We start from the raw sequence: 18,905 nt of genomic DNA, 5'->3' as shown, positions 1-18,905 counted from the left end.
CCGATGCCCTTTCACAAAGTTCAAAGCGAAAAGCTGTCTCTGGCCGTGGTCCGGCAGATCGAATTGCTGATATTGCGCGGAATCCTGCGCCCCGGAGAGCGCCTGCCGGCGGAGAGGGAACTGGCAGACCGGATGGGTGTCTCGCGCCCGTCTTTGCGTGACGCGATATCGGAATTGCAGGATCAGGGGTTGCTGACGGCCAAAGCGGGATCTGGCATTTATGTTGCCGATGTTCTGGGCTCGGCCTTCTCGCCGGGTCTGATCCGTCTGTTCGGCAGCCATGACGAGGCCGTGTTCGACTATCTGTCGTTTCGGCGGGATATGGAGGGGCTGGCGGCCGAGCGCGCGGCCCGGCTGGGATCAGAAAGCGATCTGAAGGTGGTGCAGGCGATCATCGACAAGATGGAAGCCGCCCATGCCCGCAACGCCGCCGAGGAAGAGGCAAATCTGGACGCGCAGTTCCACATGGCGATCATCGAAGCCAGCCACAACGTGGTCATGCTGCACATGATGCGGTCGATGTACGATCTGCTGCGTCAGGGCGTCTTCTACAACCGACAGGTGATGTTCCAGCAACGCACCAACCGAGAGGCCATTCTGGAACAGCACCGCGCCATCAATACCGCGCTGCAGGACCGCGATCCGCAGGGCGCGCGGCAGGCGGTCGAGCAGCATCTGAGCTTTGTTGAACAATGTCTGGCGGATCAGCAGAAAGCGCTGCGGAACGAGGCAATCGCCCAACAGCGACTGGAGTATGAAACCGGCAAGCCCTGACGGCTTAACTCGGGACTGTACGGAAACAAAAAACCCGAAGGCCAGCGGCTTTCGGGTTTTCCTTGATCACAATGTGATACGGTTAGTGAAGCTTTTCACCAACGTCGGCAATGGATGCGTCGATCAGCTTGTTGGCCTGCGTCGCAGTCATCTGCTTGGCCAGAACGGCGTTCGCGGCGGAAACCGCAATCGTAATGGCCTGATCACGGACTTCCTTCACGGCCGACGCTTCGGCCGATGCGATCTGATCCTGTGCAGCTGCCAGACGGCGTGCAATGGACTTCTCCAGATCGACCTTGGCCTGTTCCGCCGCCAGTGCCGCATCGTCTTTCGCAGCCGCCACAATCGCGTCTGCCTGAGTCTGCACCTCGCGCTGCTTGCGCTCGTACGAGGCCAGCAGGCTGCGGGCTTCTTCGTGCAGGGCGCGGGCTTCGTCGAGTTCCGACTTGATGCCTTCGGCCCGTTTGTCCAGGGCACCGCCGATCAGGCCGGGAACCTTGAAGTAGAACAGGACCGCAATGAAGACGATAAAGCCCAGAAGGACGACAAAGTCGGTATTGCCAAGCGAGAAGAACGGGCCGCTCGCGGCCAGAGCCGGGCTGGCGGCACCGAGGGTCAGGATAAGAGCAAGAGTGTTGCGCATGTCACTTATCCTTTCATCTGTGCGTCAACTGCACCGTCGATGGCTTTGGCATCCGCCTCGCCGCCCAGTGCGGTAACCAGTTCAGCTGCCGTATCCTTGGCAACCACTTGAATGCTTTCCAGCGCACCGGCACGGATGTCGGCAATTGCCTTTTCCGATTCAGCCGCCTTTGCAGCGATTTCCGCGTCCGCCTTGGCAATCGCGTCATCCAGATCGGCCTGGATTTCGGCGCGTGCTTCGGCAGCGATACGCTGCGCTTCGGCACGGGCATCGGCCAGCGCCTTGTTATAGGCCTCTTCAGCCTCGACCGCTTTGGCCTTCAGATCTTCGGCCGCAGCCAGGTCATTTGTAATGGTCCCCTGGCGTTCAGCCAGGATTGCCGCGATGCGGGGCAGAGCCACGCGGGACAGGACCAGAAAGATGACGACCAGCGTAATGACCAGCCAGAAAATCTGGTTGGGGAACCAATCGAAGCAGAGCTGCGGCATCCCGATGGCTGAGCCATAGGAGTCGACGCACGAGCCAACTACTTCTTCGCTAATGGGTTCAGTCGCCATGATGTCCTCCGTCGGAACGTTGTCTTTACAACAGGTGGGCCGCTATGGCTTGGACCCACCTGCGCGTAAGGATCAGGTTCCGCAGATTAGACGGCGAACATCAGCAGCAGCGAGACCAGGAATGCGAAGATCCCCAGGGCTTCTGCGAATGCGATACCGATGAACAGGGTTGCGGTCTGCGAAGCAGCCGCCGAAGGGTTGCGCAGGGCGCCGGCCAGGAAGTTGCCTGCAACGTTGCCCACCCCGATTGCGGCTGCGCCGGAACCGATTGCTGCCAGGCCTGCGCCGATGTGTGCGAGATCGCCTTCCATGATGTATCTCCTTACGAATTGGAAGTTTCGATGTTGGGGTATCGGACCTTAGTGCGAAGGATGCAGCGCATCTTTCAGATAAACACAGGTCAGAATGGTGAATACGTAGGCCTGGATGAAGGCCACCAGGACCTCGAGGCCGTACATTGCGGTGATCGCCAGAACGGACACGGGCGAGATCACGGCAACCGCGGCAAAGCCCGCGAACACCTTGATAACCGCGTGGCCTGCCATGACGTTACCGGCAAGACGAATGGAGTGGCTGACGGGGCGCACGAAGTACGAAATCAGCTCGATGATCGCCAGAATGGGGCGCAGTGCCAGCGGCGCGCTCGAGACCCAGAACAGGCCCAGGAAGGCTGCGCCGTTCTTGACGAAACCCAGAATGGTCACGGTCAGGAACACGGCCAGCGCCAGCGGGATGGTGACCGCGAAGTGCGACGTGGTTGTAAACGAGGTTGGGATCAGGCCCAGGAAGTTCGCGGAGACGATGAACATGAACAAGGTCATGACATAAGGGAAGAACTTGACGCCTTCCTTGCCGCAGATGTCTTCCAGCATCTTGTAGATGAAGCCGTAGGTCAGCTCGGCGATCGACTGCATCCGGCTGGGCACAATCGCGCGTTTGGATGTGGGCAGAACCAGCAGAGCCGCAACAGCCAGCACTGCGAAGAACAGCCACAGGGTCACGTTGGTGACTGTGAACATGCCCACCGCACCGTCGCCGAACAACGGCTTGACGATGAACTGGTCCATCGGGTGGAATACCAGGCTGCTGCCTTGTGCTGCGGTGGTCTCAGTCGCCACGTTCAGTCCCTCTCGTCCTTCTCGACAGCCGTCGCCGCCGCTTGTTTCTCTTGAGCCTCTTTCGCGCTGCGGAGCATAACCTTCACGCCCGCGACAAGGCCCAGCAATGTGAACAGCACCAGAAAGATCGGGATCGTCCCGAGCAGGCTGTCCAGCCCGTATCCGATGCCAAATCCGATCCCCAGACCGGATACCATTTCGATGACCATCCTCCAGGCAAGCTCGCCTCCGGATATGTCAGCATCTGCGCGAGCCTTTGGCTGTTTGGCCTTTTTCGCCGCATCGATCTTGGCCTCCAGCTGCGCCATACGCTGCTTTTGGTCGTCATCGGTCACGGGCGTTTTCCTCGCACAGTCTTGGGCATGGTGCTAAGGCGCACGGGGCGCAGAGTCAACGATCTTGAAGGGTCAGCATTTTGCCACTCAAGTTACTGTTATCATTAATAATATTTTCAAATTAGAATCCCGCATGATCGTCGCGAATTGCCCAATCCCCGGCAAAATGCCGGATTCCGCATATTCAACCTGTTGGTTGATCTTTGTCCTGCACCCCGGACCGCCAGCGCCGAACAATACGCCCGTCGATCAGCAACAGGCCCAGCAGGATCGCCGCCATGCCCATCAGATGTTCGGGCAGCAGCACCTCTCCCAGCACCCAAGTTCCCAGCACCAGCGCCGAGACCGGTGCAACCAGCGTCACGGTCGACATGTTGGTGGGTCCGACCTTGGGCAACAGCCAGTAGAAGGCAATAAAGGCGGCCGAGGTCAGAACAAATCCGATCATCATCAGCGACAGCCATGTCTCGGTCCGCGTCACATGTGGCAGCCCTTCCTGCCACAGCGCAAGCGGTGTGATGGCCAGCGTCGCACCTGTCAGGGCCAGCGCAACCAGCACCACGGGTTGCATGTCGCGGAAAGCCCGCGCGAGATTGAAGGAGAACGCATAACAGATCGGGGCGCAAACGGTCAGCAGGATGGCCCAGAACTCGGACGTCGCCCCGGCGCGCAGTACAGGCAATGACAGCAGCACAATGCCAGAAAAGCCGCAGACGACCCCGAGAGATTTCAGCCATGTCGCGCGTTCACCACCCGGCCAGTAATGCGAGACGATGACCGCAAAGGCAGGTGTCGTCGCGTTGACGATCCCGGCAACGCCTGAGGCGATATGCTGTTGCGCCAGTGCGTAAAACGCGAATGGTCCGGCATAGCTGAGCGCACCAAAGCCCAACAGCCCAAGCGCCCTCCTTGCGGTCAGATGCACCGGCAGGCGGGCGCCCGCGACGTAAACCCAGCACCCCAGCGCACCGAAGGCGACCCGGCCCATCGACACCGAAAGCGGCCCCAGTTCCCGCAGCAATATGGCGTTGAACATGAAGGACATGCCCCAGCCGATGCCAAGGATGCTGATCACCAGCCAGTATCTGAGCGCCATTGCATTCCCCCGTCCGGTCGCCGGGGCACAGTGACGGTTTGGCGGAAATTGTCAAACCGGATGCGGCGTATTAGGAAAGACAAATGTCCGACCAACTCGACACCGTATTTGCTGCCCTCGCCGACCCGACCAGGCGCGCCATTCTGGCGATGCTTCTGGAGGATGATATGGCGGTCACAGACGTGGCTGAGCCGTTCGAGATGTCGCTGGCCGCGATCTCGAAGCATCTGGTCATCCTGACCAGGGCCGGGCTGATTTCGCAGGAGAAACGGGGCCGCGTGAAATGGTGCAAGCTGGAACCCGATGCGCTGCGGGCGGCATCCGTCTGGATGCAGGGTTTCGGGCAGTTCGAACCGGTCAACCTGGATGCGTTCGAACGATTTCTGGAGATTGAACTGCCCACGCCCGAGGACTAAACCAGCTTACCGGACGACAAACACCGACACGCTGGCATGTTTTGCCAGATAGCCGGCGTGGCTTGAAAAGATATAGTCCATGATCCGGGGGGCATGGGTGCCCACCACAATCAGGTCCGCGCCGATCTCGTCGGCTGCACGGGTCAGATCACCGTCCAGTTCAGCGCCGACATCAACGGAATGAATATTGCGGAACGCCACTTCGGCACCGCTTTTCTCGGCCAACTGACTGGCAAAATCCTGCAGGTCCTGATTGATGGCCGCCTCGGACTGACCGGGTTCGCCCGGTTGGGTTCCTGTCACGCTGACGATGGTGATTTTGGCCCCTTGCCATTGGGCGACCTGCGCGGCGACGTCAGCTGCCTTGCGGACCTCGGGCGGCAGATGCAGATCGACGGGGAACATGATGTGGTTGTACATGATGATTTCCTCCTTGCCCAAAAGCATGGGGAAATTTGAATATATGTACCTTGATCTGCCTCAAGGGCCGGTTTTGCCCGGATTTGCGTCCGTGTCCGTCGCAGGCACCGCGCCGGCGGGTTCTTCCGGCCTCAGCAACATCAAAAGCGCGACACATGTCATAACCACGCCCACAAGGATCAGTGCAACTGGGGTGCCGTTGCCCAGCGCGATCTCCCACAGGATGACCCAACTGGGTGTCAGATAGGTATAGGCCATCACCTTGGCCGACGGCAGATGCAGCGTGGCAAACTGCACCAGCACAAAACTGGCGGCAGTGGCAAAAAGCGAGACATAGAGCAACCCGATCCACACAATGGCAGGCAGGTTTGCCCAGTCCGTCGCCCGTATGTCGGACCAGCCGTAGACCGTCAGGATCAGGCAACCCGCGACAAGGGTGCCAAAGGTGAAGACCACGGCGGGTTCACCCCTGTTGAGGCGGCGTATCATCGGGGTGTAGACCGCATGTGCGACGCAACCCCAGAAATAGATGATCTCTCCGCCGCCGATCTCGAAGGCCCGGAACGCTTGCCAGTCGGCGCGAAATATCACCCAAAGCGCCCCGACGGCCCCAACCGCCAGGGCCAGCGCCATGCGGGGCGTGGTGATCTGGCGCAACAGAAACCAACCCGCGATCGCGGACAATACCGGTGTCAGGGTGAACACCGCAGCAGCGCTGACAGGCGGTGCGGTTTTCAGGCCGTAAAACATCAGCACGAAATAGGTGGCGAACAGCCCGCCCAGCACGAAATACCGCCAGGGTGCGCGCGCGGCGCTGCGTGGCAGGCCGGTTGTCGCCATCGCCACGGCACCGATCACCAGTGCCGCAATGGCGAACCTGGCCGCCGTTATCGCCGAAGGCGCAATCTGGTTGGCTATGAGTGAGCCCAGCGAGAAACTGCCGGCCACCAGCATGGAAAACACAAGCATCGCCAGATGGCCGCGGGCCTGAAGCGTCACGGCTGCCAGCCTTTGGCCTGCTCCTTGAGGAAGGACAAAAACGCCTGCACCTTCGTTGTGCGATGCAGGTCGACATGCGTGACCAGCCACAGCTTGCCGGACCATTCGGGCAGCGGTTCCATAACCTCGACCAGTTCCGGATCGCGCGATGCTTCCCACCGGGCCATAAAGCCGATACCGGCACCGGACAGAACCGCCTCGCGCATGCAGAAGTTGTTGGTGCAGCGAAAGGTGATCGCCTGCGCCGGAGCTGTCGCGCGCAACCATTTCGAAAACGGAGCACGGCTGTTTTCATCGTCGGTGCTGACAAAAAAGTGTTCAGCAAAATCCTCGATACCTGCCGGTTTGCCATGCCGCTCTACGTAAGACTTGCTGGCATAAAGCCCCACCTCCTGCGTTATGAAGGGCTGCACCACATTGTCCGGCTGATCCGGGGCGGCGCCGGCACGAATGGCCACATGCGCTTCGCCGTATTCCAGCCGAAACAGCCGGTCGCCGGTGAGGTAACGCACGATCAAGCCCGGATGCGCAGTCTGAAACTCGGTCAAGGCGGGAACGACCAGCGGCGCCAGTGAGGCCAGCGACGTCACCACCAGTTCGCCCGAGACGTCGTCGCCACGCCCCTTCATCCGCCCGACCAGCTGATTGAACTGATCTTCGGTCGCCTGTGCGACGCGCAGAAGATCCTCGCCCGCATCCGTTGCCGTATAGCCGCGCGCGTGACGCTGGAACAGTTTTACACCCAGCCGTGCCTCGATCGCGTCGATGTGACGGATGACGGTTGCGTGATGCACACCCAAAACTTCTGCCGCGCCACTGACCGTGCCCATGCGTGCCACCTGATAGGCGGTTCTGACTTCGTCCCAATTGTCCACTGCATCAAATCCACTGTGCAAATTCCAACAATGACTGTTGGCTTATCAGAGTTTTGTTCACCCACGCAACGCTCATATTGGCGGCAGACGCGAATTCCACATCAATAGGACACCCTGACATGACCAAGACCATCCTGCATATCGACGCCTCGGCCCGCCGCGAAGGATCCGCCACCCGCGACCTGTCAAACCGGATCGTCAACCACCTGAAGGCCGGCCGCGTCATCCGCCGCGACCTGGCCTCGCCGCTGCCGCTGCTGACCGAAGACTGGATCAATGCCAACTTCACCCCCGCCGATCAGCGTGACGCGGTCCAGCGTGACCAACTGGCCCTGTCGGACGAACTGGTGAACGAACTTCAGCAGTCCGACATCATCGTGATTGGCCTGCCGATCTACAACTTTTCGGTTCCGGCCGCTTTCAAAGCCTGGATCGATCTGGTTGCCAGAGCCGGGCTTACTTTCTCGTATTCCGAAAACGGTCCAAAAGGCCTGCTGGACGGTAAGCGTGCCATTCTGGCCATTGCTTCGGGCGGTACTGCCGTCGGCTCCGAGATCGACTTTGCCACCGACTACGCCAAGCATGTGCTGGGCTTTGTCGGCATCCATGACGTCGATGTCGTTGCCGCCGACCAACTGGCTCTGGACGCCGAAACATCGCTTAGCAACGCCCACAAGGCGGTTCAGGAACTAGCAGCCTGACCGGCCGTCGCCCGCCGCAAACGAGACGTCCGGCCTTCGTCCAAAAAGCTTAGGCCGGACATTTTTTGATGGACAGAAACCGCGAGCCCGCCGCAAAAAGCCCTTAGCTTTTTCTGTTCCCTAGTTCCTTTGCCGGAAGCCCGCGCCGTCGGGCCTGCGCTCAGGGCAGCCAGGTGACCTGGCAGCCGATCCTGTCGAAGAACGCCATCAGGTCGGCGCGCGCCATGGCCACAGTCCGGTCGTTCACCAGCGGGTGCAGGTAGATCACATCGGCCTGCCGCGCGGCGCCATCCATGAAAAACCGAACGTTGTTCTGAACGCCATTGATCATCGCCAGCGGGCTGACCGCGCCGGGGCGGATGCCAAGGTTCTGCATCAGGCGATCCGCCGAGCCAAAGGACAGGTTCCCGATACCAAGCTCGGCGCCCAGCGCCTTGAGATCGATCTCGCGGCTTTGTTCCAGCGTCACCAGATAGTTCCGCTTTTTCTTGTCGCGCAGATAGAGGTTCTTGAGCCGCAGTGCATTTTCACCCGGCATCATGAACTGGTCCTCGACCGCCTGAGACTCCTCGACCGTGCGCAGTGGCACATGGGTATGAAGGCGGTAGGACAGCCCCCAATCATCCAACTGCGCCAGCAACGCGTCAGAGCTGAGCGGTAGCGTGTCCTGAAAGGCGGATGATGCGTCCATGGGAACCTCCTGTTTGGCGCTCATCGCGCAACACGAGGGCAAATTCAAGCCACGACAGTGCCAGAATTCGGTGTTAGCGTGCCGCCATGAAGGTGACGCGCAATACCCCGGACCAATTGATCCTGTCCAACACGCCCTGGTTTATTGGTGTTATGCTGGTCTTCTTCATCCTCGCCTTTATCGGTGCCGGCCTGTTCATGGTCAGCGAAGGCGGCGAGGGCATTTTGTTCGGCCTGTTCTTTGCCCTGTTCGGTGGCGGTATGGGGATCGGCGCATTCTGTGTCTTTGTGCGCCGCGTTCAGGTTATATTGGACCGCGACAGCAATAGCATTGTGATCCGTCGCCAATCGGTCTTTGGATATGACACCGTGGAACATGAGCTGTCGAACCTGTCCCATGCCGAGGCGGAGACCACCACCTCGCGCCGCGATAGGACCACATCCAAGGTGCATCGCCCCGTTCTGATCCTTGAAAAAGGCATGAGTGCCGGTCGCCACCCGATTGTCCAAGCCTATGTCAGCGGACACGGCGCGCAGCGACTGGTGGATGCCGTCAATGACTGGCTGCCCGCGCGCAAGGTTGACTCTGCCAGCCAATCGGCCTAAATCGCCGCAAACATCCGGAAGCGTCTGATCTTCCGGTCCCTTGAGTCGTTTAGGGATCGCCCCCCACCAGCGAGTTTCGCCCGTGGGGGCGTTTGTGCATTTAACCGGCGCATCCTATCTAGGAGACGCCACCAGATAACCGGCTAAGGAGGCCGAAGGCATGTTTGAAAATCTATCCGAACGCCTTTCCGGCGTCTTTGACCGGCTGACAAAACAGGGTGCTCTGTCCGAAGAAGACGTCAAAACCGCCCTGCGTGAGGTCCGAGTTGCGCTGCTTGAGGCCGACGTCTCGCTGCCGGTGGCCCGCGAATTCGTCAAGAAGGTGCAGGAACAGGCGACCGGGCAGGCTGTTACCAAGTCGATCACCCCCGGTCAGCAGGTCGTCAAGATCGTGCATGACGCACTGGTCGATACCCTGCGTGGCGAAGAAGACCCCGGCAAGCTGAAGATCGACAACCCACCTGCCCCGATCCTGATGGTCGGTCTGCAGGGCTCGGGTAAAACGACCACCACCGGTAAGCTCGCCAAGCGTCTGAAAGAGAAAGAGGGCAAGAAAGTCCTGATGGCCTCGCTGGACGTCTATCGCCCGGCGGCGATGGATCAGCTTGCGGTTCTGGGCACTCAGGTCGGCGTCGACACCCTGCCGATCGTTCCCGGTCAGAAGCCGGTCGACATCGCCAAGCGGGCCAAACAGCAGGCAACGCTGGGCGGCTATGACGTCTACATGCTCGACACCGCGGGCCGTCTGCATATAGACGAAGTGCTGATGGATGAGGTCGAGCAGGTGCGCAACGTGGTCGACCCGCGTGAGACCCTGCTGGTTGTCGACGGTCTGACCGGTCAGGTCGCTGTTGAAGTGGCGGAAGAATTTGACGCCAAGGTTGGCATCTCGGGCGTGGTCCTGACCCGGATGGACGGTGACGGGCGCGGCGGTGCGGCGCTGTCGATGCGCGCGGTCACCGGCAAGCCGATCCGTTTCGTCGGTCTGGGCGAGAAGATGGACGCGCTCGAAACCTTCGAGCCGGATCGGATTGCCGGTCGTATTCTGGGCATGGGCGACATCGTTGCCCTGGTCGAAAAGGCCCAGGAAACGATGGAGATGGAACAGACCGAGCGCATGATGAAGCGCATGGTCAAAGGTCAGTTCAATATGAACGACCTGAGGATGCAGCTGGAACAGATGATCCAGATGGGCGGCATGCAGGGCATGATGGGCATGATGCCGGGCATGGGCAAGATGGCCAAGCAGATGGATCAGGCCGGTCTGGACGACAAGATCCTGCGCCAGCAGATCGCCATGATCCAGTCGATGACCAAACGCGAACGCGCTAACCCGCAATTGCTGCAGGCCAGCCGCAAAAAGCGCATCGCCGCCGGTTCGGGGATGGAGGTCAGCGACCTCAACAAGCTGCTCAAAATGCACCGGCAGATGTCGGACATGATGAAGAAGATGGGTAAGATGGGCAAAGGCAAGATGCTGAAACAAGCCATGAAGGGCATGTTCGGCAAAGGTGGCCCCTCGCCCGAAGAAATGGCCGCTGGCATGGACCCCAAGGCGCTGGAACAGGCCGCCAAGGCAATGGGCGGCAAGATGCCCGGAATGCCTGGAATGGGTGGCGGCATGGCTCTGCCCCCGGGCCTGAGCGGGTTCGGAAAGAAAAAGTGACGCCAGCACGCTGCACCCAGCCCCCGTCCGGAAAGGCGGCGATGGCAGCAGCGCAGTATCGCGCGGCTCTGCCAGTCCTTGAGACCCGGCGGCTGGTTCTGCGTGCTCCTACCCTGAATGATCTGCCGGTATGGACAGCGATCTGCAAGGAAAGCTTTGGCGATACCGACCAGGAAGCCTGGACCGAGTTCTCGTACTATTCATCCGGTTGGCTTCTGCATGGCCATGGCCTGTTCACGGCCGCATTGAGAGATCAGGAAGTGGCCATTGGCTTTGTCGTTCTGGGTCTCGAATGGGACGATCAGGAACCCGAGCTTGGCTATCTGTTTTCAGCCGATCATCGCATGCAGGGCTATGCGACCGAAGCTTGTGCCGCGGTTCGCGATTTCGGCTTTGATCTTCTCGGATCGGGTTGCTTCGTTAGCTATGTGTCGGCATCCAACACCGGATCAAATGCACTTGCCAAACGGCTGGGCGCTGTGCGGGACGTGAATGCAGAGCACGCGTTTGGCGCGGATCAGCATGTCTGGCGTTATGGCGAGGTGCAGGCATGACACTTGCGTTGGCCATACCCACCCTTGAGACTGAGCGCCTGATTATGCGTGCGCCGTCGGAAGCGGATCTTGACGCCGATACAGCGTTCTTCGCCAGCGATGCCGCGCGATATGTCGGCGGTCCGCTGCGCCGGGATGAGACATGGCGTCTGGTCGCCTCGCTTCTGGGCCATTGGGCGTTGCGCGGCTACGGGTACTGGAGTGTCGATGAAAAGGACTCCGGCACCTATGTCGGGCGGATCGGTCTTTGGTGTCCGGAAGGCTGGCCCGAGCCCGAGGTCGGCTGGACGCTGATGAACCACGCCACCGGCAAGGGCTATGCGACCGAAGCCGCGCTGACCGCTCGGGCATATGCCTATGACGTGCTGGGATGGGAAACGGCGATTTCGCTGATCGATCTGGACAATCACGCTAGCAAGGCGGTGGCCCAGCGTCTGGGGGCGCAGTTCGAATATCACTATGACCACCCCAAATTCGGCAAAACCGAAATCTGGCGGCACCCTGCCCCGGCTGATCTGGTGAATGGCGGGATGGAGGCCTACGCATGATGGACCTCTGCATTCCCACCCTGAAAACCGAGCGCCTGATCCTGCGCGGACCAGAAGCACGGGATTTCGACAATGTCGCGGATTTCTTTGCCGACAAGGACCGCAGCTGGGGCTTTGGCGGCCCGCTGGACCGCAATCAGGCGTGGCGCTGGTTTGCCAGCATGATCGGCCATTGGGTTCTGCACGGCTACGGCTTCTGGACCGTTGAAACGCATGACGGCCAGCCCGTGGGCTTTGTCGGACTGTGGTCGCCGGAGGGCTGGCCCGAACCGGAACTGGGCTGGGTCATGTTCGCCGGAAGCGAAGGCAAAGGCTATGCCCGTGAGGCCGCTCAAGAGGCGCGCCTCTATGCCTATGAGGTTCTGGGGTTCGAAACGCTGAGCTCGAACATCTTTCCGGGCAACGAACGCTCGATCGCGCTGGCCGAGCGGCTGGGCGCGCAGTACGAGCGCAGTTTCGAAAACGTCTCGCACGGCACCGAACTGGTGTACCGCCATCCCGGCCCCGACCAGATTTCGGAGGGGCTCGCATGACGACATTCACCATCCCATCGATTGAAACCGAGCGCCTGATCCTGCGCGCGCCCGAATTGGATGATCTGCCCGCAATGACCGCATTCTTTGCGACCGAACGCAGCCATATGGTTGGCGGACCCAAGGATGAATTTGCCTGCTGGAGCTCATTGGCACACCGGCTGGGGCACTGGGCACTGAGAGGCTATGGCCTGTGGCATCTGACCGAAAAGGCCAGTGGCGCCTTCGTGGGATGGGCCGGTATGATCGATGTCCCCGGCTGGGCCGAACCCGAACTGGGCTGGACCCTGATGGCCGAGGCCGAAGGCAAAGGTCTGGGTTATGAGGCTGCGAACGCGGCCCGTGCCTATGCGGCGCGGCACCAGGGCCTGAACGGCGTCATTTCGTACATTGCCCACGCGAACGACCGCTCGCGCACCCTGGCCGAGCGGCTTGGGGCCACCTACGAGCGCGACGGTGAATTGCTGGGCAAAAAGGCCCAGATCTGGCGCCACCCGCAGATTGACCCAATGACCTCCGAAAGGACCGGCCAATGACCAACCCCGTGACACAGGCTGCTGCGTTGCTGAAGGATCACCGCGAGAGCATCGACCGGCTGGACGCGATCCTTGTCTATACGCTGGGCGAGCGGTTCAAGCACACGCAGGCCGTTGGAAAGCTCAAGGCCGCACACGACCTTCCCCCGTCCGATCCCTCGCGCGAGGCTGCGCAGATCGCACGGTTAGAAGACCTGGCGAAAGAGGCCGATCTGGACCCCGATTTCGCCAAGGCTTTCCTGAACTTCATCATTCAGGAAGTCATCCGACACCATAAGAAACACCAGAACTAAACCGGGATTGTCCCGGCTTTCACAAGACACGCCTTTGGCGTGATGCCATTCAAAGGAGATACCACCATGGCAATGAAAATTCGTCTCGCCCGCGGCGGCTCGAAAAAGCGTCCTTTCTACCGCATCGTGGCTGCTGACAGCCGCATGCCCCGCGACGGCCGTTTCATCGAGAAACTGGGCACCTACAACCCGCTGCTGCCGAAAGACAGCGAAGAGCGCGTGAAAATGGACATGGAGCGCATTCAGTACTGGCTGGACCAGGGTGCTCAGCCCACCGACCGTATTGCACGCATGCTGGAAGCAGCCGGCGCACGCGACAAGGCCGAGCGCAACAACCCCAATAAGGGTACCCCGGGCAAGAAAGCCCAGGAGCGCGCGGAAGAGAAAGCTGCAAAGGCTGCTGAAGCTGCCGAAGCCGCTGCCGCACCGGCTGAAGAAGCTGCTGCTGAAGAATAAGCAAGGCGGGCGCGTGCAGGATCAGACCTTCAGTGATGATTTCCGCACGCAGTTCGATCTGCTGATGCGGCTCCGGCGCGATGTGCGCCGGTTCCGCACCGATGCCGTGGACGAGGCAGTGCTGACGCGCTGCCTCGACACGTTTCGGCTGGCCCCATCGGTGGGGCTGAGCGAACCCTGGCGCGTGATCCGTGTCGAAAGCGATAAAGCCCGCACTGCGGCGCTTGAGAATTTCCAGACCGCGAATGCCGAGGCCCTTGCCGGATATTCCGGCGAGAAGGCGCAGCTTTACAGCAGCCTCAAGTTGTCGGGCATGCGCGAGGCCCCTGTGCAACTGGCTGTCTTCTGCGACGATGCCACGGACAAGGGTCTGGGGCTGGGCGCAGGCACGATGCCCGAAATGCGTCGGTATTCCGTGGTCACCGCGATCACACTGTTCTGGCTGTCCCTTCGGGCCGAGGGGCTGGGGCTGGGATGGGTGTCCATTCTGGACCCCGACCGGTTGACGCAGGACCTGAAAGTGCCGGACAGCTGGCGCCTGATCGGGTATTTCTGCATCGGCTGGCCCGAGGCGTTGTCAGACACGCCGGAACTGGAGCGTGCCGGTTGGGAAAATCGTCAGGACAGTCTGACCGTCGAGGTGCGATAGACTTATGTTTGGGCTGATGCGGCTTCCCATCCTGCTGATGATCGCTTTTATTGTCGGCGTGTTTTTCGAACGCAGCAATCAGCGCGACGCCTGTGCCACGCGCGGAGACTGGCAGGACGGAGTTTGTGTGACGGTGGAAGGGTCCAATGACTGATCTGATCTGTGTAGGCAGTATCGCCGGGTCTTACGGCGTGCGGGGCGAAGTGCGGCTGAAAAGCTACTGCGCGACCCCCGAAGACATCGAATCATATTCTCCGCTGACCGACGAAAGCGGCGCGGAACGGTATCCGCTTGTGCTGACCCGGACGATCAAGAACGGCTTTGCCGCGCGACTGGGCGGAATTGAAACCAAGGAGCAGGCGGATGCGATCAAGGGTCTGCGCCTGTTTGCGCGGCGTGACCAGTTGCCCTCGCTGCCGGATGACGAGTTTTATCATACGGACCTGATCGGGCTTGAGGTCTATGACACCGGCGGCACGCTTCTGGGCCGGGTGAAATCGGTGCAGAACCATGGCGCGGCAGACCTGTTGGAACTGCAGGGGTCGGGGATGAACACCACGGTTCTGCTGCCCTTCACGCTTGAGGTCGTGCCGACGGTCGATCTGGATCAGGGTCGTATCATCGCCGACCCGCCGGAGGGTCTGCTGTAATGCGGCGGATAATGCTGCATTTAGGTCTGCACAAAACAGGCACCACTGCGGCGCAGTCCTTCCTGTATGAAAACCGCGAGTTGATCTGGCCCCATTTCGCGCTGGTGCTGCCTTACAAGACCCGCAAGACAGGGCTGTCCGGTGCGGCCACCCGTCACTCGGTCTATGGGACAGTGGGAACGCTGGCCGAGTTTGGCGGCCAGATGCGCGAGTTTCTGGATACTTTGGAATTCGGAACCAAACGCGGGCTGATCCTGAGCGAAGAGAACTTCAGCGGCCTGCGCCCCAGTCGCAACCTGAGCCAGGGCTACGCTGCGGCCCCGGATCTGGCCGCGTGTATCGTCGATTCGATCCGACAGCGGCTGGTCGGAGAGGATCTGGACATAACGCTCTATCTGTCGCTGCGCCAGCGCGGCGCATGGCTGCGCAGCCTGTGGGCGCATGATTTGCAACGCACGCGGATGGTGCAGGATTTCGAAACCTTCCGTGCCAACCTTGATCAACTGCCTTCGCTTGAGGACACGGTGAACAGCATTCGGGACAAGCTGCCATCGGTCACCGTGCAGTCGGAGTGGCTGGAAGACATGCTACAGCGCCGTTTTGGCCCCGGTGCGCCATTTGCAGAGTTCCTCAGGTTGTCACGAGACAAAACCGCCCGGATTGTACCGCCGAACAAGGTCAATCCCAGCCTGCCGGAAGACACATTGACCGAGCTTCTGGCGTTGAACCGGTCACGACTGGACGAGGCCGCGCTGACCCGTCAGAAAGCAGCGATCATCGAATCTGTGCAGGACGAGATCTACGGGACCCCATGACTGACAAGCCCAACAAATCCCATGGTCGCAAGGCGATCCGGCCCACGCTGAAACCACGCGAATTGATAACGCCGACACCCGATCTGCATGGCGTGTGGAAAGCCAGGATCATCACGCTGTTCCCGTCGGCCTTCCCCGGCGTGTTGGGCGAAAGCCTGACCGGCAAAGCCCTGCAAGAGGGGTTGTGGCAGTTGGAAACGATCGATCTGCGCCTGTTTGGGGTCGGCAAGCACCGCAATGTCGATGACACGCCGGCCGGCGGCGGGGCCGGAATGGTCCTGCGCCCGGATGTTCTGGGCGAGGCGATTGAACACGCGATGGCGGGCGTTCAGGGCAACTGGCCCCTGATCTACCTCAGCCCGCGCGGCCGGCCGATGAACCAGGCCATGATGCAATCGCTGGCGCGATGTGACGGCATGACCTTGCTGTGTGGCCGCTTCGAAGGTGTCGATGAACGGGTGCTGGAGCATTACGGCGTTCAGGAGGTTTCGCTTGGTGATTTCGTCATGACCGGGGGCGAGATTGCAGCACAGGCCCTGATTGACGCGACTGTCCGGCTGATCCCCGGCGTGCTGGGCAATCAGGCTTCGACCGAGGATGAGAGTTTTTCGTCGGGGCTGCTGGAACATCCACAATATACCCGCCCCGCCGAATGGAAGGGGCGGCCGATCCCCGACGTTCTGATGTCCGGACACCATGGCCGAATCGCTGAATGGCGTCACAGCATGGCCGAGAAGCTGACTCGGGACAGGCGTCCGGATATCTGGGAGAGCTACAGCAAATCCAAGAGCGGCGATTCTGAAGCGGAGTGACCCGTCTCGCCCAACTGCGTGCGCGAAACGAAGGCCATTTATTCAATTTCTGACTGCATTTCTTAAGAGGATGCCACAGTTCGAAGAAATACGACAAAAAATTACATAGAACTGACACGATCTGGCAATAGTTGCGCCCCTTTCCTGAGACAAAAACAATCAATCCTGCCTGCCATTTGACCAGTACAGTTTTAACGAGGGGGTAACTGGGCAGGGTCAGGGGGTGAGCGCCTGACCGGTCTGATTGTCATCTGGTCATGAGGCTCCCCCCGCCCAATTATCCTCTCCATTCCGTCCGAGGCGCACCGGCCGTTGTTTGTAATCAGTTGATTTTTGTCTTTTGCATATGCGGGGTTACGCCAAAACTGGATCGGTACACGCGCGAAAAATGCCCGGGGCTTTCGAACCCGCAGGCCAACGCAACCTCGGTGACCGAGGCCTCGGTCTGAAGCAGCAGGTTCTGGGCCCGTTCCAGGCGCAGCTCCATGTAGTACTTCTTGGGGGACGTGTTCAGGTATTTCCCGAACAACCGCTCCAACTGGCGTGCGGAAATCCCGATTTCTCCGGCGATTTGCGAGGGCGAAACCGGTGCATCGATACTGTCGCGCATGATCCGTATTGCCCTGGCCAGATGGGCGTTTCGCATCCCGTTGCGGGACTGGAGCGAAACGCGCTGTCTTGCGGTGGCATTACGCACTGCGTTGTAGACCATCTGATCGGCAACGGCGACTGACAGTTCCCGGCCATGCTCCTTTTCGATCAGGTGCAGCATCAGGTCCGCAGTGGCGGTGCCACCCGATGCCGTGATGTGCTTTTCGTCAGCCGTAAACACGCTGCGCACCAGATTCACCTCGGGAAAGGCTTCCATGAAAGCGTCGTGATATTCCCAGTGAATGGCAGCCTGCATTCCATCCAGGAATCCGGCCTCGGCCAGCACCCAGGCGCCTGAACACAGCGCGCCGATCCGCGTTCCCCGGGCACGCTCGCGACGCAATGCAGCCAGCAACGGGCGCGTGACGTGTTTGCGCATGTGAATACCGGACAAGACGAACAACTGATCAGTCTTGGGCAGTTTATCCAGCCCGGAATGGACCAGCGTCACCGACCCGTTTGAACATACCGCCTGTTCGCCATGTTCCGAGGCAAAGGACCATTCGTACAGGTCTTTCCCGCTTTCCAGATTGGCGATTCTCAATGGCTCGACGGCACATGAAAACGCCAGATGCGAAAATTCCTCAACCAATATGAAGGTGATGTGCTGCGTCTGCTGCATGTCGGTTTCCGTTTGCTGGGCGTCGGCCTGCGACCCCGTGGCGAAGTTTAGGTGATGCTGCACTATTTTTTACTGTATACAAGTTGTATTTTTATCGAATACAAATCGGCCGGCTACTCGGCGCCCGCGCGATTCGCAAGGGTATGCATCGGGGCTTGGCAAAGGATTTGGGATGAAAGAAGACGGCAAATCACGCAAGGCAGACCTGAGGGAGCACCTGAAGGTGTCCATTCTGACCCTGCGCCTGCGTCCCGGTGCCGATCTTGACGAGGCGCATCTGTCGGATGCCTTTGGCCTGTCCCGGACCCCGCTGCGCGAGGTGTTCAGGCAATTGGCGGGCGAAGGGTATTTGGATCTGCGCACCAACCGCAGCGCGCGCGTGTCCGAGATGTCCTATACCACCCTGCGCGACTTCTTTCTGGCCGCGCCGATGGTCTATGGGGCAATTCTGCGTCTGGCGGCCCTGAACGCAACGCCCCGGCAGATCGATGACCTAAAGGTGGCGCAGCAAAAGTTCAAAGAGGCATTGCGGACCGGGTCGCCCGAGGATCGTGCCTTGGCCAACAACCGCTTTCACGAAGTGACCGGCGAGATGTCGGCGAATGTCTATCTGCTGCCGTCGTTCAACCGGCTGCTGATCGATCACGCCCGCATCGGTATGACCTTTTATCGCCCCCAAAGCGTTGAAATGACCGAAAACCTGTCCGAGGCGAGCCGCCAGCATGACGCTATCATCGCCGCCATCGAAGCGCGCGATGAAGTGGCTGCTTCGCAGCTGGCGACCGATCACTGGAACCTGTCGCGCGATCAGATCGAACTTTTTGTGATGCCTGAGGCGCTGAATGTCCCGATGGGTGCCCCGCCCCTGTCGAAACCTGCATGAGGACGGA

The 18,905-nt window shown here is 60.3% G+C and carries 28 protein-coding genes; 17 read left to right on the top strand and 11 right to left on the bottom strand.

Annotated elements, in window-relative coordinates:
• Window positions 1–3: 3 nt before the first annotated feature.
• Complete coding sequence (locus ACR1XU_RS07330; RefSeq protein ID WP_480903699.1) at window positions 4–774, top strand: FadR/GntR family transcriptional regulator; 771 nt, start codon at window positions 4–6, stop codon at window positions 772–774.
• 82 nt (window positions 775–856) lie between these two features.
• Here ACR1XU_RS07330 and ACR1XU_RS07325 read toward each other — a convergent pair whose 3' ends face one another.
• The 6 genes from ACR1XU_RS07325 to ACR1XU_RS07300 all read right to left on the bottom strand — a co-directional run bounded on the left by ACR1XU_RS07325 (window position 857) and on the right by ACR1XU_RS07300 (window position 4,523).
• Window positions 857–1,417 carry a F0F1 ATP synthase subunit B gene (locus ACR1XU_RS07325; RefSeq protein ID WP_170611989.1) on the bottom strand — a complete coding sequence of 187 codons (561 nt, stop codon included), beginning with the start codon at window positions 1,415–1,417 and terminating at the stop codon, window positions 857–859.
• A gap of 5 nt (window positions 1,418–1,422) precedes the next feature.
• Window positions 1,423–1,974 carry a F0F1 ATP synthase subunit B' gene (locus ACR1XU_RS07320; protein ID WP_170611991.1) on the bottom strand — a complete coding sequence of 184 codons (552 nt, stop codon included), beginning with the start codon at window positions 1,972–1,974 and terminating at the stop codon, window positions 1,423–1,425.
• 86 nt (window positions 1,975–2,060) lie between these two features.
• Window positions 2,061–2,285: a F0F1 ATP synthase subunit C gene (locus tag ACR1XU_RS07315; protein ID WP_005981269.1), complete on the bottom strand. Its 225-nt coding sequence runs from the start codon at window positions 2,283–2,285 to the stop codon at window positions 2,061–2,063.
• A gap of 48 nt (window positions 2,286–2,333) precedes the next feature.
• The gene (locus tag ACR1XU_RS07310) at window positions 2,334–3,092 is read right to left on the bottom strand and encodes a F0F1 ATP synthase subunit A (protein ID WP_480903702.1); all 759 of its coding nucleotides are present in this window, start codon (window positions 3,090–3,092) and stop codon (window positions 2,334–2,336) included.
• A gap of 2 nt (window positions 3,093–3,094) precedes the next feature.
• Window positions 3,095–3,427 carry an AtpZ/AtpI family protein gene (locus tag ACR1XU_RS07305; protein ID WP_480903705.1) on the bottom strand — a complete coding sequence of 111 codons (333 nt, stop codon included), beginning with the start codon at window positions 3,425–3,427 and terminating at the stop codon, window positions 3,095–3,097.
• A 184-nt stretch (window positions 3,428–3,611) separates the two neighbouring features.
• Window positions 3,612–4,523 (bottom strand): DMT family transporter, encoded by a 912-nt coding sequence (locus ACR1XU_RS07300; protein WP_480903708.1) that lies wholly within the window; start codon window positions 4,521–4,523, stop codon window positions 3,612–3,614.
• A gap of 83 nt (window positions 4,524–4,606) precedes the next feature.
• On the opposite strand from ACR1XU_RS07300, the gene ACR1XU_RS07295 reads away from it, so the two are divergent.
• Window positions 4,607–4,939: an ArsR/SmtB family transcription factor gene (locus tag ACR1XU_RS07295; RefSeq protein WP_170619201.1), complete on the top strand. Its 333-nt coding sequence runs from the start codon at window positions 4,607–4,609 to the stop codon at window positions 4,937–4,939.
• A gap of 6 nt (window positions 4,940–4,945) precedes the next feature.
• Here the strand turns inward: ACR1XU_RS07295 and ACR1XU_RS07290 are convergent, their stop codons facing one another.
• The 3 genes from ACR1XU_RS07290 to ACR1XU_RS07280 are packed head-to-tail and all read right to left on the bottom strand — an operon-like array spanning window position 4,946 to window position 7,233.
• Entirely contained in the window at window positions 4,946–5,359 is a 414-nt protein-coding gene (locus ACR1XU_RS07290; protein WP_480903710.1) for a universal stress protein, read from the bottom strand.
• A 60-nt stretch (window positions 5,360–5,419) separates the two neighbouring features.
• Window positions 5,420–6,358 (bottom strand): DMT family transporter, encoded by a 939-nt coding sequence (locus ACR1XU_RS07285; RefSeq protein WP_480903713.1) that lies wholly within the window; start codon window positions 6,356–6,358, stop codon window positions 5,420–5,422.
• On the bottom strand, window positions 6,355–7,233 hold the full coding sequence (locus ACR1XU_RS07280; RefSeq protein ID WP_480903716.1) for a LysR family transcriptional regulator: 879 nt from the start codon (window positions 7,231–7,233) through the stop codon (window positions 6,355–6,357). Before ACR1XU_RS07280 ends, ACR1XU_RS07285 begins: the two co-directional genes overlap by 4 nt.
• 119 nt (window positions 7,234–7,352) lie before the next feature.
• Between ACR1XU_RS07280 and ACR1XU_RS07275 the strand changes: the two genes are divergently transcribed.
• On the top strand, window positions 7,353–7,934 hold the full coding sequence (locus tag ACR1XU_RS07275; protein ID WP_480903719.1) for an FMN-dependent NADH-azoreductase: 582 nt from the start codon (window positions 7,353–7,355) through the stop codon (window positions 7,932–7,934).
• A 160-nt stretch (window positions 7,935–8,094) separates the two neighbouring features.
• Here ACR1XU_RS07275 and ACR1XU_RS07270 read toward each other — a convergent pair whose 3' ends face one another.
• On the bottom strand, window positions 8,095–8,625 hold the full coding sequence (locus ACR1XU_RS07270; RefSeq protein ID WP_170612007.1) for a prolyl-tRNA synthetase associated domain-containing protein: 531 nt from the start codon (window positions 8,623–8,625) through the stop codon (window positions 8,095–8,097).
• An 86-nt stretch (window positions 8,626–8,711) separates the two neighbouring features.
• Between ACR1XU_RS07270 and ACR1XU_RS07265 the strand changes: the two genes are divergently transcribed.
• The 13 genes from ACR1XU_RS07265 (at window position 8,712) to trmD (ending at window position 16,742) form a co-directional block, all read left to right on the top strand.
• On the top strand, window positions 8,712–9,230 hold the full coding sequence (locus ACR1XU_RS07265; RefSeq protein ID WP_480903722.1) for a hypothetical protein: 519 nt from the start codon (window positions 8,712–8,714) through the stop codon (window positions 9,228–9,230).
• A 160-nt stretch (window positions 9,231–9,390) separates the two neighbouring features.
• On the top strand, window positions 9,391–10,896 hold the full coding sequence (gene ffh / locus ACR1XU_RS07260; RefSeq protein ID WP_480903725.1) for a signal recognition particle protein: 1,506 nt from the start codon (window positions 9,391–9,393) through the stop codon (window positions 10,894–10,896).
• Window positions 10,893–11,450, top strand: a complete 558-nt coding sequence (locus tag ACR1XU_RS07255; RefSeq protein ID WP_480903728.1) for a GNAT family N-acetyltransferase — start codon at window positions 10,893–10,895, stop codon at window positions 11,448–11,450. Before ffh ends, ACR1XU_RS07255 begins: the two co-directional genes overlap by 4 nt.
• A complete protein-coding gene (locus ACR1XU_RS07250) occupies window positions 11,447–11,998 on the top strand; it encodes a GNAT family N-acetyltransferase (RefSeq protein ID WP_480812479.1) in 552 nt (183 codons plus the stop codon). Before ACR1XU_RS07255 ends, ACR1XU_RS07250 begins: the two co-directional genes overlap by 4 nt.
• The gene (locus tag ACR1XU_RS07245) at window positions 11,995–12,531 is read left to right on the top strand and encodes a GNAT family N-acetyltransferase (RefSeq protein WP_480903731.1); all 537 of its coding nucleotides are present in this window, start codon (window positions 11,995–11,997) and stop codon (window positions 12,529–12,531) included. The genes ACR1XU_RS07250 and ACR1XU_RS07245 overlap by 4 nt, the downstream gene beginning before the upstream one ends.
• On the top strand, window positions 12,528–13,067 hold the full coding sequence (locus ACR1XU_RS07240) for a GNAT family N-acetyltransferase (protein WP_480903734.1): 540 nt from the start codon (window positions 12,528–12,530) through the stop codon (window positions 13,065–13,067). The genes ACR1XU_RS07245 and ACR1XU_RS07240 overlap by 4 nt, the downstream gene beginning before the upstream one ends.
• The gene (locus ACR1XU_RS07235; RefSeq protein WP_039541590.1) at window positions 13,064–13,360 is read left to right on the top strand and encodes a chorismate mutase; all 297 of its coding nucleotides are present in this window, start codon (window positions 13,064–13,066) and stop codon (window positions 13,358–13,360) included. Before ACR1XU_RS07240 ends, ACR1XU_RS07235 begins: the two co-directional genes overlap by 4 nt.
• A 66-nt stretch (window positions 13,361–13,426) precedes the next feature.
• A complete protein-coding gene (gene rpsP / locus ACR1XU_RS07230; protein WP_170681598.1) occupies window positions 13,427–13,816 on the top strand; it encodes a 30S ribosomal protein S16 in 390 nt (129 codons plus the stop codon).
• Window positions 13,817–13,829: 13 nt separating this feature from the next.
• Window positions 13,830–14,465: a 5,6-dimethylbenzimidazole synthase gene (gene bluB, locus ACR1XU_RS07225; RefSeq protein WP_321250883.1), complete on the top strand. Its 636-nt coding sequence runs from the start codon at window positions 13,830–13,832 to the stop codon at window positions 14,463–14,465.
• Between the two features lie 4 nt (window positions 14,466–14,469).
• The gene (locus ACR1XU_RS07220) at window positions 14,470–14,619 is read left to right on the top strand and encodes a hypothetical protein (RefSeq protein WP_170612024.1); all 150 of its coding nucleotides are present in this window, start codon (window positions 14,470–14,472) and stop codon (window positions 14,617–14,619) included.
• On the top strand, window positions 14,612–15,115 hold the full coding sequence (rimM, locus tag ACR1XU_RS07215) for a ribosome maturation factor RimM (RefSeq protein ID WP_170681611.1): 504 nt from the start codon (window positions 14,612–14,614) through the stop codon (window positions 15,113–15,115). Before ACR1XU_RS07220 ends, rimM begins: the two co-directional genes overlap by 8 nt.
• A gap of 11 nt (window positions 15,116–15,126) precedes the next feature.
• The gene (locus ACR1XU_RS07210; RefSeq protein ID WP_480903739.1) at window positions 15,127–15,930 is read left to right on the top strand and encodes a hypothetical protein; all 804 of its coding nucleotides are present in this window, start codon (window positions 15,127–15,129) and stop codon (window positions 15,928–15,930) included.
• Window positions 15,927–16,742: a tRNA (guanosine(37)-N1)-methyltransferase TrmD gene (gene trmD, locus ACR1XU_RS07205; RefSeq protein ID WP_480903742.1), complete on the top strand. Its 816-nt coding sequence runs from the start codon at window positions 15,927–15,929 to the stop codon at window positions 16,740–16,742. The genes ACR1XU_RS07210 and trmD overlap by 4 nt, the downstream gene beginning before the upstream one ends.
• 322 nt (window positions 16,743–17,064) lie before the next feature.
• Here the strand turns inward: trmD and ACR1XU_RS07200 are convergent, their stop codons facing one another.
• Window positions 17,065–18,015 carry a GlxA family transcriptional regulator gene (locus ACR1XU_RS07200; RefSeq protein WP_170805929.1) on the bottom strand — a complete coding sequence of 317 codons (951 nt, stop codon included), beginning with the start codon at window positions 18,013–18,015 and terminating at the stop codon, window positions 17,065–17,067.
• Window positions 18,016–18,187: 172 nt separating this feature from the next.
• Between ACR1XU_RS07200 and ACR1XU_RS07195 the strand changes: the two genes are divergently transcribed.
• The gene (locus ACR1XU_RS07195; protein ID WP_170612034.1) at window positions 18,188–18,898 is read left to right on the top strand and encodes a GntR family transcriptional regulator; all 711 of its coding nucleotides are present in this window, start codon (window positions 18,188–18,190) and stop codon (window positions 18,896–18,898) included.
• The last annotated feature ends 7 nt before the right edge of the window (window positions 18,899–18,905 follow it).

This window comes from Ruegeria sp. D1(2025), assembly GCF_056536425.1.
Note: the sequence above shows the minus strand (reverse complement) of the source record. Positions and strands in the feature narration are given on the sequence as shown.